A 14,288-nucleotide genomic window follows, 5' to 3' on the forward strand; every position below is an offset into this window, starting at 1 on the left:
GCTCCCGCGCGGGGAACCTTCTACTCAAACGTCCCAGGAGGGATTCGAACCCCCGACCGTGCGCTTAGAAGGCGCATGCTCTATCCAACTGAGCTACTGGGACAAAAGTGAAAAACAGAACAGAAATTAATATACCATGTAGTTAGCATTTAGGCAAGAGAAATCTTAAAAAACTTGTCTTGCGGTAAAGAGCGAATCTTTTCATTCGATTGTTCTTACATCTAATAGAAGGATATCCCGCCCGAAAATACGCTGCAGGAAGCAATCGCGATTCGCTTATGCTATAATTGACGCTCATCCTTCATTGTGAGAATTACGAACGGAAGTTGGCCTGCGAGAAAGGGGGAATGACTTATCGACCAGACGCGAAAGGCAGGCGTTGTCCTGCTTCCGAATACGCTTGATCATTATCAGGAGCAGATTACCCGGATGCTTGAGAGCGAACGTTACGGAGAAGCGATGGAGACATTGGATTTTCTGATGGGCTGCGAAGGGCAAGACGAGCAGCGGCGGCAGGAATGGAGCACTCTGCTTGAATGGCTGCGCGTGGCTTTTCCCGGAGGCGCTCAAGATGCCTATGGCAATGAAGCGGCATTGGCCGGGGAAGAACCGGAGAGCGAGGCGCAGGTTCTAAAGCGTCGAACGCTTGAGAAGCAGCGGGAAAATGCGGGGTATACATTTGAGCTGGTTCGCAGAGTGACCGAAGAACCGCTTACGGAACGCGGACAAATTGCTCTGGAGCAATTGGCTTATCTGGAAGGCGCCGAGAGTGACCGGCTGTTGATCGAATGGTTGCAGGCGGGTGAACTGCATCCTTTGCTGCAATTCCGCGGCCTTCAGACGCTTAAGCGCCGCGGAGCATCCGGTACGGTCCGTCTTCCGCGCGAGGGGATTGCGCTGGAACTGGAAATCGAACGGACGCCGTTGTCCCCGGGAGATTTTCCTTCCGCGGTTGATGAAGTGTTGGAGCGCGTATCGGATCAGACGGATAACGAGTCGCCTTCCATGTTCTACTTTGCGCGTGAACTATGGATGCAATTTATGATGGCGACCTACGGAACCAATGATTACGTCGTGTTGATCCGCGGGGAAGAGGGAGAGTTGGATGCTTGGGCCGCAGCGCTCCATGCACAAGCATCGGAGGCATTGGGAAGCGACGGAAACGCGGAGCGAATCCGCGATGCCTACGGCATTACGGGAGAACTGCGTTTCCGCTGCGAGCGTGCCGAACGGGCGCTTCGCGCATTTACGCAAGGCTCTTTGATTCGATAATCCATGGGGAAACGGTTACTTTTTTGACGTTAAGCCTGTGGATTTGGCAGCGGAGTGGCGTTGACGCTTGAAATCCGCCGGGAATTTGGTTATGATGGTATGGTTGTTGCGAGCGTGAAAGCATTATGTTAAATGAACTTAATTGATAGCTAATTGTTGGAGGGGAATACTCAATATGACAGCAAGTTGGGAAAAAACGGAGAAAAACCTTGGCGTTCTCGAAGTCGAAGTATCGGCAGAACGCGTTGAAGCCGCACTTGATAAAGCATTCCAAAAAGTCGTAAAGAAAGCCAACGTTCCGGGCTTCCGCAAAGGTAAAGTGCCGCGGTCGATCTTCGAAGCGCGTTTTGGCGTGGAAAGCTTGTACAATGACGCGATCGACATTCTGCTTCCGGAAGCTTACAGCGAAGCTGTAGAAGAAGCGGGAATCTTCCCTGTCGACCGTCCTGAAATCGACATCGATCAATTCGGCAAAGGCCAAACGATGAAATTCAAAGCGAAAGTTACCGTTAAACCGGAAGTTAAACTGGGCGAATACAAAGGTGCGGAAGTACCTGTATCCGAAGTTGACGTAACGGACGCGGAAATCGCGGAAGAGCTTGAGCGTCTGCAAACTCGTCACGCCGAGCTGATCGTCGTTGACGAAGAAGCGGCAGCAAACGGCGATACGGTATCCATCGACTTCGACGGATACGTAGGCGACGAAGCATTCGAAGGCGGCAAAGCCGAGAACTATGCGCTTGAACTTGGATCGGGTTCGTTCATCCCAGGTTTCGAAGAGCAAGTCGTAGGCATGTCGACCGGCGATTCGAAGGACGTTAACGTAACGTTCCCGGAAACTTACCATGCGGCTGAACTGGCCGGCAAAGAAGCGGTCTTCAAAGTTAAACTGCATGAAATCAAGCGCAAACAGCTTCCTGAGCTGGACGACGAATTCGCAAAAGACGTAAGTGAATTCGACACGCTGGACGAATACAAAGCGGATCTGAAGACTCAAATCGCAGATCGCAAAAAACGCGAAAACGACGCGGCTCGCGAAAACGCGGTTGTTGAAGCCGTAGCGGCAAAAGCGGAAGTTGAAATTCCGGAAGCCATGATCGAAGGCGAAGTCGAGAACATGATGCGCGACTTCGACAATCGTCTGCGCCAACAAGGCATGAACCTGGAAATGTACACAAGCTTCTCCGGTCAAACGGTTGAAGACCTGCGTGCGCAAATGAAGTCCGACGCCGAGAAGCGCGTACTGAACAACCTGGTTCTGGAAGCAATCGCAAAAGAAGAAAACATTTCGGCATCCGAAGAGGACATCGAAAAAGAACTTCAAACGATGGCTGACATGTACAAACGCAGCATTGACGAAATCCGCAGCATTCTGGGCGCGAACGGTTCGCTCTCCAGCCTGAACGATGAAATCACTCTGCGCAAAACAATCGAATTCCTGCTTGAAAACAGCAAGGAAGTCGCAGCATCCGCTGAGTAAGCAATAGCTTGACTTGCGCCTTGTCAACTCTTGGTTAGAGGTTCGCCCGCTTGAAACGGGCACGCTTTAGGTGCGTTTCAAGCGGGCGTAACGTTACCTTTGATGTTGACAAGGAGCTGGCATAGGCAAGGCACGTATGATCTTATGCGTGCCTTGCTTTTTTATCTTTTTCGATTCGAGGATTCATATTCTTGCACCGAAAAATGACATTGGCATTTGAAAATGGTAAACTAGAGGCGTAGGATAGAAGCAAGTACCTTGTTAACTCTTGATAGCTTGCTTTACCTCCATACACTGTCCCGATGAAAGCGAGGTTGATCGCATGAATTTAGTCCCTACAGTTGTTGAATCAACAAGCCGCGGCGAGCGCTCTTACGATATCTATTCGAGGCTCCTGAAGGATCGGATCATTCTGCTTGGCGATGCGATCGACGATCACGTAGCCAATCTGATCATTGCGCAATTGCTATTTTTGGCAGCGGAAGATCCAGAGAAAGACATCTATTTGTACATTAATTCCCCCGGTGGTTCTGTGACTGCGGGCATGGGTATATATGATACAATGCAATACATTAAGCCGGATGTATCCACGATTTGCGTCGGTATGGCAGCGAGCATGGGATCCCTTCTGTTGACAGCCGGAGCGCCGGGCAAGCGTTTTGCGCTTCCGAACAGCGAGGTCATGATTCACCAGCCGCTCGGCGGTGTTAGCGGACAAGCTTCGGACATTTGGATCCATACGGATTGGATCATCAAGACGAAGCAGAAGCTCAACAAAATCTATGTGGATACGACAGGTCAGCCCCTTGAGAAAATCGAGCGGGACACGGACCGCGACTTCTTCATGAGCGCCGAAGAAGCGAAGTCTTACGGACTGATCGACAAAATTCTTGAGCGACCGATTAATTCTTAATCCTCGAAGGGGTGGTTAGATGTTTAAATTCAACGAAGAAAAGGGTCAGCTGAAGTGCTCCTTCTGCGGTAAGACGCAAGAACAAGTACGGAAGCTCGTTGCCGGACCCGGCGTATATATCTGCGACGAGTGCATCGAGTTGTGCACGGAGATCGTGGAGGAAGAACTGGGCCATGAAGAAGAAGTGGATCTGAAGGACATTCCGAAGCCGCAGGAAATCCGCGCGATCCTCGATCAATACGTAATCGGACAAGACCAAGCGAAAAAATCGCTGGCCGTCGCCGTTTATAACCACTACAAGCGCGTCAACGCGCAAAGCAAATCCGAAGACGTGGAATTGTCGAAAAGCAATATCATGCTGATCGGTCCTACCGGTTCGGGCAAAACGCTGCTTGCGCAGACGATGGCTCGTATACTGAATGTACCGTTCGCGATTGCGGACGCGACATCCTTGACGGAAGCCGGCTATGTCGGTGAAGACGTCGAAAACATCCTGCTGAAGCTGATTCAAGCAGCCGATTACGATGTGGAGAAAGCCGAACGCGGCATTATCTATATCGACGAAATCGATAAAGTGGCCCGCAAATCGGAGAACCCTTCGATTACCCGCGACGTATCGGGTGAAGGCGTGCAGCAAGCCTTGCTGAAAATTCTTGAAGGCACGGTAGCTTCGGTTCCTCCGCAAGGCGGACGCAAGCACCCGCATCAAGAATTCATCCAAATCGACACAACGAACATCCTGTTTATTTGCGGCGGTGCATTTGACGGCCTCGAACAGATGATCAAGCGTCGGATTGGCAAAAAAGTCATCGGCTTCAACGCGGAAGGCGAAGGCCAACGCGAATTGAAAGCTGGCGAATACTTGATGATGGCGCTGCCGGAAGACTTGCTCAAATTCGGTCTGATTCCGGAATTCGTCGGTCGTCTGCCGGTGATCTCGACTCTGGCTCCGCTCGATGAAGAAACGCTGGTACGCATTCTTTCCGAACCGAAAAACGCTCTGACCAAGCAGTACAAAAAGCTGCTTGAAATGGATAACGTAAACTTGGTGTTCGAAGATGCGGCTCTGCTTGCCATCGCCGAAGAAGCGATCAAGCGTAAGACGGGTGCACGCGGTCTGAGAGCGATCATCGAAGGTTTGATGCTTGACGTCATGTACGAAGTGCCTTCGCGCGAAGACGTGACCGAATGCGTCATTACCGAGAAAGTCGTCAAGGAGAAAGTTGTTCCCGAACTTGGCGAAGGTAAAAACAAAAAACGGGAAGAGAGCGCCTAAAGCGTCCTCTTTTATCGCATAGGCCTCATGCCGAGCCGGTCAACCCTACATGGTTTGGCCGGTTTGCTATGAGTGTGTTAAACGAGTAAACGATCTAATGCCGCATCAAGCGTCCGCAATGGACGACATCTTGCTTTTTCCGATTTGGAGGTCGAATGAAATGTATTTAAGACATCAGACACGGCCCGTAAAGGTGGGCAACCTGGTTATCGGCGGCAGCGATGAAGTGATTATTCAAAGTATGTGTACAACCAAAACGGCCGATGTCGAAGCGACAGTAGCCGAAATTCTTCGTTTGGAAGAGGCGGGTTGTCAGGTTGTGCGGGTTACCGTCAATAATGATGAAGCGGCTGACGCCATAAAAGAAATCAAGAAACGGATCAATATTCCGTTGGTTGCCGATATTCACTTCAATTATAAATTGGCGTTGAAAGCGATCGAGAACGGCATCGATAAAGTTCGCATCAACCCGGGTAACATCGGGAAGCGCGAAAAGGTCGAAGCTGTTGTCAAAGCCTGCAAAGAAAAAGGAATACCGATCCGCATCGGTGTCAATGCTGGCTCGCTGGAAAACCATTTGCTCGAGAAATACGGCTATCCGACTGCGGATGCCATGGTGGAAAGCGCGCTGTTCCATATCGGCATTCTCGAAGAACTGGACTTCCATGATATCATCGTTTCGCTGAAAGCTTCCGACGTGCCGATGGCTATCGAAGCTTACGGTAAGGCTGCGCAGGTGATTCCTTATCCGCTGCATCTGGGCATTACCGAAGCCGGTACGCTCAATGCCGGAACGATCAAAAGTTCTGCCGGGATCGGTGCGCTGCTTTCGATGGGAATCGGTTCGACCGTGCGGATCTCGCTCAGTGCCGACCCGGTAGAAGAAGTGAAGGTTGCTCGCGAACTGTTGAAAACATTCGGGCTGATCACGAATGCTGCAACGTTGGTTTCCTGCCCGACTTGCGGCCGACTCGATATCGATCTGTTCTCGATCGCGAACGAAGTCGAAGAGTATATCTCTCAGATCAAAGTTCCGATTAAAGTCTCGGTGCTAGGTTGCGCGGTTAACGGTCCTGGCGAGGCTCGCGAAGCGGATATCGGAATTGCAGGCGCTCGCGGCGAAGGATTGTTATTCCGCTACGGCAAGATGATTCGTAAAGTCCCGGAAGCCGACATGGTAGAGGAACTCAAGAAGGAAATCGACGCCATTGTCGTAGCGTATGAAGCGACAGGCAGAATCCCTGGGCGCGAAGAACGACATCAACCGAAAGCCGCGCAGGTTAAAGCCGAAGCGGCACAGTAAGCACGCAATTGTGAACGAACGTACAGGCGGCATACGGGGTAAGCCCGGCATGCCGCCTTTTTTCGCAATAAAAAGCTTGCGTTTTTGGTAGTAACCGTATCGATATGCTACACTTAACACACGCATAAACATAGTATATTGCATATGCACGATAAGCCTTTTGGGGGTGTGAAAACGATGGGATTGAGCAAACAGAAAAACCGCCGTTTTCCGTTGCTGCCTTTGCGGGGACTTCTCGTCTATCCGAGTATGGTGCTTCATTTGGATGTCGGACGGGAACGCTCGGTCAAGGCGCTGGAAAAGGCGATGGTCGACGATCATTTGATTCTTCTCTGCTCGCAGTCCGAGGTGAATATCGAGGAACCGGCGCAGGATGACATATTCCGAATCGGAACGGTTGCCAAGGTGCGGCAAATGCTCAAACTGCCGAACGGCACGATTCGCGTTTTGGTTGAAGGATTAGAGCGTGCAGAAGTGTTGGAGTTCATTGAGGAAAACACGGAGTTCTATGAAGTGTATGCCCGTGAACTGGCTGAACCCACGACGGAAGATCCGGAAGTCGATGCGCTGATGCGCACGGTATTGACCCAATTCGAGCATTACATCAATCTGTCGAAAAAGGTAACGCCGGAGACGTTGGCTGCGGTATCCGATATTGACGAGCCTGGTCGGCTGGCCGATGTCATCACCAGTCATCTTCCGCTCAAGATTAAGGATAAGCAGGCGATTTTGGAAACCGTCGAATTCCGTTCGCGTCTGGAAAAGCTGCTTGATCTGCTCAATAACGAACGCGAAGTGCTGGAGTTGGAACGCAAAATCGGCCAGCGCGTGAAGAAGCAGATGGAGAAAACGCAGAAGGAATATTACCTGCGCGAACAAATGAAGGCGATTCAAAAAGAACTCGGCGAGAAAGACGGCCGTGCCGGAGAAGTCGAAGAACTGCGGGAGCAGCTTGAAAACGGCGAATTCCCCGAGAAAGTCCATGAACGAATCAAGAAAGAAATCGATCGATTGGAACGCATGCCGACCAGCGCGGCCGAAGGCGGAATCATTCGAGGCTACGTCGACTGGCTGCTGGCGCTTCCTTGGAGCAAGGAGACCGAGGATGTGTTGGATATCGTTCGGGCCGAAGACATTCTGAATGAAGATCATTACGGTCTGGAAAAACCGAAAGAGCGCGTATTGGAATATCTGGCCGTACAGCAGCTTGTCAAAAAGCTGAAAGGCCCGATTCTTTGCCTTGTCGGGCCTCCGGGCGTCGGTAAAACATCGCTGGCCCGCTCCATTGCCCGTTCTTTGGGACGGGATTTCGTGCGCGTTTCGCTCGGCGGCGTGCGCGACGAAGCGGAAATCCGCGGTCATCGCCGTACCTATGTAGGCGCAATGCCGGGCCGCATTCTGCAAGGCATGCGTACGGCAGGCAGCTCCAATCCGGTGTTCCTGCTTGACGAGATTGACAAGATGGCTTCCGATTTCCGGGGCGATCCGTCTGCGGCATTGCTTGAGGTGCTTGATCCCGAGCAAAATAATACCTTCAGCGACCACTTCGTTGAAATTCCGTATGATCTGTCTAAAGTGATGTTCGTGACGACGGCGAATATGCTGCAGGGTATCCCTCGTCCGCTGTTGGACCGGATGGAGATTTTGAACATTCCGGGCTACACGGAGCTGGAAAAGTTGGAAATCGCGAACCGTTACCTGCTGCCGAAGCAGAAACGCGAGCATGGCTTGAATGAAGAACAGTTGGATTTGCCGCAGGAAGGTCTGCTGCAAATCATTCGAGAGTATACGCGCGAATCGGGTGTCCGGAATCTGGAACAACAGATTGCCGCGATTTGCCGTAAAGCAGCCAAATATCTGGTGTCCGGTAAAAGCGAGCGCATCGAAGTCACTAAAGATTCGCTCAAGGAATACTTGGGCAATCCAAGATTCCGTTATGGCTTGGCAGAGGCCGAAGATCAGGTCGGCAGCGCAACCGGTTTGGCCTGGACCGAAGTCGGCGGGGAAACGTTGACGATCGAAGTCAGTGTTCTGCCGGGCAGCGGAAAGCTTACGCTGACCGGTAAACTGGGCGACGTGATGAAGGAATCCGCGCAGGCAGCCTTTAGTTATACGCGTTCGCGTGCAGAGCAGCTTGGCATCGATGGCCAGTTCCACGAGAAGAACGATGTGCATATTCATATTCCGGAAGGCGCAGTACCGAAAGACGGTCCGTCCGCCGGTATTACGTTAGCGACGGCACTGATTTCGGCGCTCACCGGCCGCGCGATATCGAAAGACATCGCCATGACGGGAGAAATCACGCTGCGCGGACGGGTACTGCCGATCGGAGGTCTCAAAGAAAAGTCGCTTGCGGCGCATCGTGCAGGATACAAAAAAGTGCTGCTGCCTGCGGATAACGAGCGAGATCTGCGTGATATTCCGGACAGCGTCAAAGAAGCCATACAGTTTGTGCCGGTATCGCATATGGATCAAGTGTTGGAACATGCGTTGCTGGACGAGGTCATGCTGCCGCCCGCAGCGGAAGCATCCGAGATCCGAATCGAAACGCATTGATACCAAGCTCCATGCAAAGCGAATCGAATATTGAAGTTGCGAGGACGGAAAAGCGATCGGTTTGCGAGTCGCTTTTCCATGTCCGAGAGAGGAATTTTCAAACATGAATGTAACAAGTTCCGAATTTAAGATCAGTGCCGTCGGGCCGGCGCAATATCCGGTGGACGGATTACAGGAAATCGCGTTGGCGGGACGTTCCAATGTCGGCAAATCTTCGCTGATCAACCGTCTTTTGCGTCGCAAGAACCTGGCTCGAACCAGCTCGGTTCCGGGCAAGACGCAGCATATGAACTACTACCTGATCAACCAATCGTTTTTCTTCGTCGATTTCCCGGGCTACGGCTTCGCCAAAGTGTCGAAGCAGCAGCGTGAAGTGTGGGGGCAGATGATCGAGCGCTATATGCTGGAGCGCGAGCCGTTAAAGCTTGTTCTGATGGTCGTTGATCTTCGGCATCCGCCGAGCAAAGACGATGTCATGATGTACGAGTGGCTGACCCATTACGATCGCCCGATCTGCGTGGTTACAACCAAAGCGGATAAAGTTCCCAAGACCCGTTGGCAAAAGCACGCGAAAATCATCAAGCAGGACCTGGGCATGCGTCCGGGCGATCCCTTTGTCATGTTCTCGTCCGAAACGGATATGGGCAAGGAAGAGCTATGGAAGATCATCGAAGATCATCTGGGCGAGTTGAAGACGCTTGACCAGCGCGCAGCGGAAGCAGAAGCGGAGTTCGAAGCGAGCGGAAATGCCGAGGCTGGCGTAATCGAAGAAGAAACGGCAGAATAAAGAGCAATAAGAAGGATTGGTTTTGAAGCGTTTGCAAAATGGCTGCAAACAGCCTTTTACCCCTGGATTTAAGCGAAAGACGGCTCCGGCGACGGGGCCGTCTTTCTATGTAAAGCGGGTATAATAAAGGTAGACGTATCCATATCCATCCCATCCTTAGGAATCGAGGAGATCCGCTATGGCGCAGCGATTAGCTACGGAATTCGTAAAGGCCCGTTTACTGCTGCCGGAAAGCCAGATGTCGAGGTTCATGCAGCACATTCAAGATCCGCGGATTCATTATCGGGTGCGGGTGCTGGACGGCGGAAGCCGGGAGATCGTGCTTGAGGACGAAGACGGAGAGGAAGTCAGGCTTCCTTTTGATCGCCGACGCAATCTGTTTGTGTGCGAATTGTCTTTTCGCCTTGTCAATCCGCGCCTCACGCATCTCATTCGCCAACTGTTTGTCGCGTTTAAAGGGGACGGGATGGTGCGAAGAATTTATCCGGGATTTGTGATGCTTGACTTTTACGCGGAAGGCTCTGTGCGCCGGATTATCGAACTTACGCCGGGTGCGAGCCGCCTTGTGTTCGAGCATCGCGATCAAATTCCGGAGCTTGAATATCGATTCGCTTCGACCGATATTGAATATGAGATTGCCTGTATCCGTATGCAGGTGGACCGGTTGTTGGATCGGCGTCTTGCCGCCCGGAATATCGAGGAAATCGAACAAATCGACGAACTACTGCGTAAAGAGGCTTTTCGTTTATTCAGGTTTGAAGCATAGGATTGTTAACCGACATCGAATATTCATAAACATTTCATTTAATTTGTCAAAATGCAGGAAGACGTTGTGATATACTTTATATAGTTTGTAGGAATGTTTATTTGGCAGCAATCCCAGATCAGGCGGTGAAACAGTTATGCACATCATGGTAGTCGGATTGAATTACCGAACGGCTCCAGTCGACATCAGAGAACGGTTTGCGATTGCGCAAGAGGACCTTTCGGAGGCGCTGTATCGGCTGAAAGAAACGAAAAGCGTCCTTGAAGGCGTAATCGTGGGCACCTGCAACCGGACCGAATTGTACGTCGTAGTGGACCGGCTGCACATGTGCGCTTTTTATATTCGCAATTTCATGGAGCAATGGTTCGGTATTCCGAAAGCCGAATTTACGCAACATCTTTATATGCACGAGGACGAGCGCGCGGTCGAGCATTTGATGAAAGTCGTTTGCGGACTGGATTCGATGGTTCTCGGCGAGACTCAGATTCTTGGCCAGGTGAAGCAATCCTTCCTTACCGCTCAGGCGGAGAAGGCGACCGGAACTTGGTTTAATATGTTATTCAAGCAAGCCGTAACGCTCGGTAAGCGGGCGCATTCGGAGACCTCGATCGGCGAGAATGCCGTTTCCGTAAGTTATGCGGCTATCGAATTGGGCAAGCGCATTTTCGGCATGTTTACCGACAAGAAGGTGCTGATTCTCGGCGCGGGCAAAATGAGCGAGCTGACCGTGAAGCATCTGTATGCCAGCGGAGCGGCGCAGGTCATCGTGGCGAACCGTACGGTAGAAAAAGCGCGCGAGTTGGCCGGCCGATTCAATGGCGTGCCTTGTACGCTGGAAGAAGGCGTGGCGATGCTCGGCGAAGTGGATATCGTGATCAGTTCGACCGGATCTTCCGATTACGTGCTGACGCGCGAGCAGGTGAAGACTTTGGCTGCGGCGCGCCGTTCGCGTCCGCTGTTCATGATCGATATCGCCGTTCCGCGCAATATCGATCCGACGATTGCCGAGCTTCCGGGCGTCTTTTTGTACGATATCGACGATCTTGAAGGCATCGTGGAGAGCAATATGGAACTCCGCCGCTCCGAAGCGATCAAGATCGAGCGTATGATCGAGCAGGAATCCGATAACTTCTACGGCTGGCTCAAAACGCTGGGCGTTCGTCCGGTCATCCGCGCACTCCAGGAGAAGGCGACGGACATTCATCAGGAAACGCTGGAAAGTTTGTTCAACAAGCTTCCGGAACTGGATGAGCGTCAACGCAAAGTCATTAGTCGCATGATGAAAAGCGTCGCCAACCAGATGATGCACGATCCGATCAATCGGGTCAAAGAAATGGCAGCGGACAAAAACGGTGCCCAAGCCGTCGATATGTTCACCCAAATTTTTGCGTTGGAGTCCAGAATCGAGCAGGCGGAAGCAGCCGTAATCCGGGAGTCGGAAAAAAAGACGGTGGACACCCCGGCTTTTGCTTTGCGTCCGGCAGCCCTTTAGGTAGGTGAACGGCATGCTGCTGCTTGCGAGTTTGATCGAGTTGATGATTTACATTTATGCCCTGAGCCTTCTGTTCTATTTCTCCGATTGCGTGAGCCGCAGCGTGAGATCCCGGCGGATCGGTACGGGGCTTCTTGGCGTCACGGGATTATTGCAATTTTCAGTCATTGTCGTACGGATCGTGTTGGAAAATCGGGTTCCGATGTTTTCCATCTACGATTTTCTGTTTTTGTTTATCTTCGTACTCACGACAGCGGGTTTTGCTCTGGCCTTGACGCAAAAAGCCGAATTCGTCGTGCTGCTGCTTGGCATCGTCGGATTCACGGCCAGCGTGCTCAACGAATTTTGGTTTTCGGTCGGCGAACACGCGGAGCATATCGGGTATACCCAGCAGCTGCTGTTGATCCTGCACGTCGCGCTGGCGAATTTGAGCCTGGTGGCATTGACGATCGCCGCCGTATTCGGCATCTTATATCTCTTTTTATATGCCATGTTGAAAAAAAAGAAATGGAACGATACGATTCGGCGCCTGCCGAGTCTGGAACAGACCGAACGCTGGGCGCATCTCGCCGTGCTGACGGGAACGCCGCTGCTCATCGTGTCGTTGTTGGTCGCTTTCATCATGATCGTGGCGCAAAAGCGGTGGGAGATGCTGTTCGATATCAAAGGCATTACGACGTTTGCGGCACTTGCCGTGTACGGACTGTATTTCGTGTTGAAACGCACGCGCAAATATTCCGGTTTTTCGATCGCCAAGTGGACGCTGGTCGGTTACGCGCTCGTGATCGTCAACCTGCTGAGCAACGCGTTTTCCGAATATCACAAATGGAACGGAGGCTGAGCGGGTAATGACGGAGTATATGCCGATCATGATGGACCTGCGCGGCATGCGTGTTCTGCTTGTCGGCGGCGGGAAAATTGCGGGACGCAAAGCCAACCAGCTGCTTGCGGCAGGGGCTAAGCTGACGGTAATCAGTCCGGAGATCGGCGACGAGATCCGGACATTGGAGCAATCCGGGCAGCTCGAGCGAATCGCGCGCGAAGCCCGGATGGAAGACGCCGAGAACTACAGGATCGTGTACGCGGCCAGCGGCGACGAGGCGTTGAACGAGCGGATCGCGGAAGCGGCACGCCGCAGCGGAGCGCTCGTCAACGTCGCGAGTCGCGCCCAGGCAGGCAATTTTATTCATCCGGCCGTATTGCGGCGCGGCAGGTTGGTCGTGACGGTTTCGACGTCGGGGGCCGGACCGTCCGCGGCGTCCGCCTTGATTCGGGAACTCGACGAACGTTTCGGCCGTGAATACGAAACGTACGCCGAGTTTCTTTATGTCATGCGGCAGAAGATCAGAGATAGCGTAAGCGAGCCGGAGGTTCGGCATCGTCTAATGCGAAAGTTAACGGAAACGGATATACTGGACCATATCAGACAAGAAACATTCGTACCGTGGAGCGAGCGCCGAATGGTCGAATGGATCGAGACAGAGCGGGAGGAATAACGGGAATGCGTACAATTGTAGTTGGATCAAGACAAAGCGCACTGGCTTTGACGCAGACGAACCAGGTGATCGACGCGCTGGAAAAGCTGGCGGCTGAACTGCGCCTCGAGGTTTGTTTCGAAGTGAAGAAAATCGTGACCAAAGGGGATCAGATTCTGGACGTTACCCTTTCGAAAGTCGGCGGAAAAGGGTTGTTCGTTAAGGAAATCGAGCAAGCGCTGCTGCACGGCGAGATCGATATGGCGGTACACAGCATGAAGGACATGCCTGCGCTGCTGCCTGAAGGACTGGTCAACGGGGCCGTGCCGCTGCGTCAGGACCCCCGCGATTGCCTGATCTCCCGGGAGGGCGTCGATCTGGACGGTCTGCCGCACGGAGCGAAGGTCGGAACCAGCAGCCTGCGCCGCTCCAGTCAATTGCTGGCCTATCGGCCTGACCTGAAGCTGGAGTGGATTCGGGGAAATATCGATTCGCGTCTGCGCAAGCTGGAAACGGAAGGGTTCGACGCGATTCTGCTGGCGGCTGCGGGGCTTAAGCGCATGGGGTGGGAAGATCGGATTACCTCATACCTGCCCGTAGAGATTTGTTTGCCTGCGGTCGGACAAGGGGCGTTAGGCATCCAATGCCGCGAAGACGACGCCGAGCTGCTGGAGCTGCTGGGTCGTTATCAGGACGGCGACACCGCGCGTACGGTGGCGGCGGAACGCTCGCTGCTTGCTTCGCTCAACGGCGGCTGCCAAGTGCCGATCGGCGCTTATGCGGTACTTGGCGAAGACGGAAAAACCGTGCATTTGACAGGAATGGTGGGTAAGCCGGACGGAAGCCTGCTGCTCAAAGAATCCGCGACCGGAACGGATCCGGAAGCATTGGGAAGCGAAGTTGCCCGCCTGCTGGCAGACAAAGGCGCGGACGAGATTCTCGAACAGGCAAGGGGCTGAACGCATGGG

At 52.7% G+C, this 14,288-nt stretch carries 12 protein-coding genes and 1 tRNA gene; 12 read left to right on the plus strand and 1 reads right to left on the minus strand.

Going from position 1 to position 14,288, the window contains the following annotated elements; genetic code table 11:
* Positions 1-29: 29 nt before the first annotated feature.
* A tRNA-Arg gene (locus HRQ63_RS14540) sits at positions 30-103 on the minus strand.
* 326 nt (positions 104-429) lie between these two features.
* Here HRQ63_RS14540 and HRQ63_RS14545 point away from each other — a divergent pair.
* The 12 genes from HRQ63_RS14545 to hemC all read left to right on the plus strand — a co-directional run bounded on the left by HRQ63_RS14545 (position 430) and on the right by hemC (position 14,279).
* The gene (locus tag HRQ63_RS14545) at positions 430-1,272 is read left to right on the plus strand and encodes a hypothetical protein (protein ID WP_172244940.1); all 843 of its coding nucleotides are present in this window, start codon (positions 430-432) and stop codon (positions 1,270-1,272) included.
* Positions 1,273-1,447: 175 nt separating this feature from the next.
* On the plus strand, positions 1,448-2,752 hold the full coding sequence (tig, locus tag HRQ63_RS14550) for a trigger factor (RefSeq protein WP_172244942.1): 1,305 nt from the start codon (positions 1,448-1,450) through the stop codon (positions 2,750-2,752).
* Positions 2,753-3,074: 322 nt separating this feature from the next.
* Positions 3,075-3,665, plus strand: coding sequence for an ATP-dependent Clp endopeptidase proteolytic subunit ClpP (gene clpP, locus HRQ63_RS14555; protein WP_037290439.1), 591 nt, complete (start codon positions 3,075-3,077; stop codon positions 3,663-3,665).
* 19 nt (positions 3,666-3,684) lie between these two features.
* On the plus strand, positions 3,685-4,941 hold the full coding sequence (clpX, locus tag HRQ63_RS14560; protein WP_037290437.1) for an ATP-dependent protease ATP-binding subunit ClpX: 1,257 nt from the start codon (positions 3,685-3,687) through the stop codon (positions 4,939-4,941).
* A gap of 160 nt (positions 4,942-5,101) precedes the next feature.
* Positions 5,102-6,244 (plus strand): flavodoxin-dependent (E)-4-hydroxy-3-methylbut-2-enyl-diphosphate synthase, encoded by a 1,143-nt coding sequence (ispG, locus tag HRQ63_RS14565; RefSeq protein WP_037293518.1) that lies wholly within the window; start codon positions 5,102-5,104, stop codon positions 6,242-6,244.
* 177 nt (positions 6,245-6,421) lie between these two features.
* Complete coding sequence (gene lon / locus HRQ63_RS14570) at positions 6,422-8,800, plus strand: endopeptidase La (RefSeq protein WP_172244944.1); 2,379 nt, start codon at positions 6,422-6,424, stop codon at positions 8,798-8,800.
* Between the two features lie 103 nt (positions 8,801-8,903).
* On the plus strand, positions 8,904-9,587 hold the full coding sequence (yihA, locus tag HRQ63_RS14575) for a ribosome biogenesis GTP-binding protein YihA/YsxC (RefSeq protein WP_172244946.1): 684 nt from the start codon (positions 8,904-8,906) through the stop codon (positions 9,585-9,587).
* 178 nt (positions 9,588-9,765) lie between these two features.
* Positions 9,766-10,353, plus strand: a complete 588-nt coding sequence (locus tag HRQ63_RS14580) for a non-ribosomal peptide synthetase module (protein WP_172244948.1) — start codon at positions 9,766-9,768, stop codon at positions 10,351-10,353.
* 136 nt (positions 10,354-10,489) lie between these two features.
* Positions 10,490-11,845, plus strand: a complete 1,356-nt coding sequence (hemA, locus tag HRQ63_RS14585) for a glutamyl-tRNA reductase (RefSeq protein ID WP_172244950.1) — start codon at positions 10,490-10,492, stop codon at positions 11,843-11,845.
* 13 nt (positions 11,846-11,858) lie between these two features.
* Positions 11,859-12,686: a cytochrome c biogenesis protein CcsA gene (gene ccsA, locus HRQ63_RS14590; protein WP_037290425.1), complete on the plus strand. Its 828-nt coding sequence runs from the start codon at positions 11,859-11,861 to the stop codon at positions 12,684-12,686.
* A 7-nt stretch (positions 12,687-12,693) separates the two neighbouring features.
* Positions 12,694-13,341 (plus strand): precorrin-2 dehydrogenase/sirohydrochlorin ferrochelatase family protein, encoded by a 648-nt coding sequence (locus HRQ63_RS14595; RefSeq protein WP_172244952.1) that lies wholly within the window; start codon positions 12,694-12,696, stop codon positions 13,339-13,341.
* A 5-nt stretch (positions 13,342-13,346) separates the two neighbouring features.
* Positions 13,347-14,279: a hydroxymethylbilane synthase gene (gene hemC, locus HRQ63_RS14600; RefSeq protein WP_172244954.1), complete on the plus strand. Its 933-nt coding sequence runs from the start codon at positions 13,347-13,349 to the stop codon at positions 14,277-14,279.
* Positions 14,280-14,288: the final 9 nt, after the last annotated feature.

The organism is Saccharibacillus endophyticus (assembly GCF_013185185.1).
GTDB lineage: Bacteria > Bacillota > Bacilli > Paenibacillales > Paenibacillaceae > Saccharibacillus > Saccharibacillus endophyticus.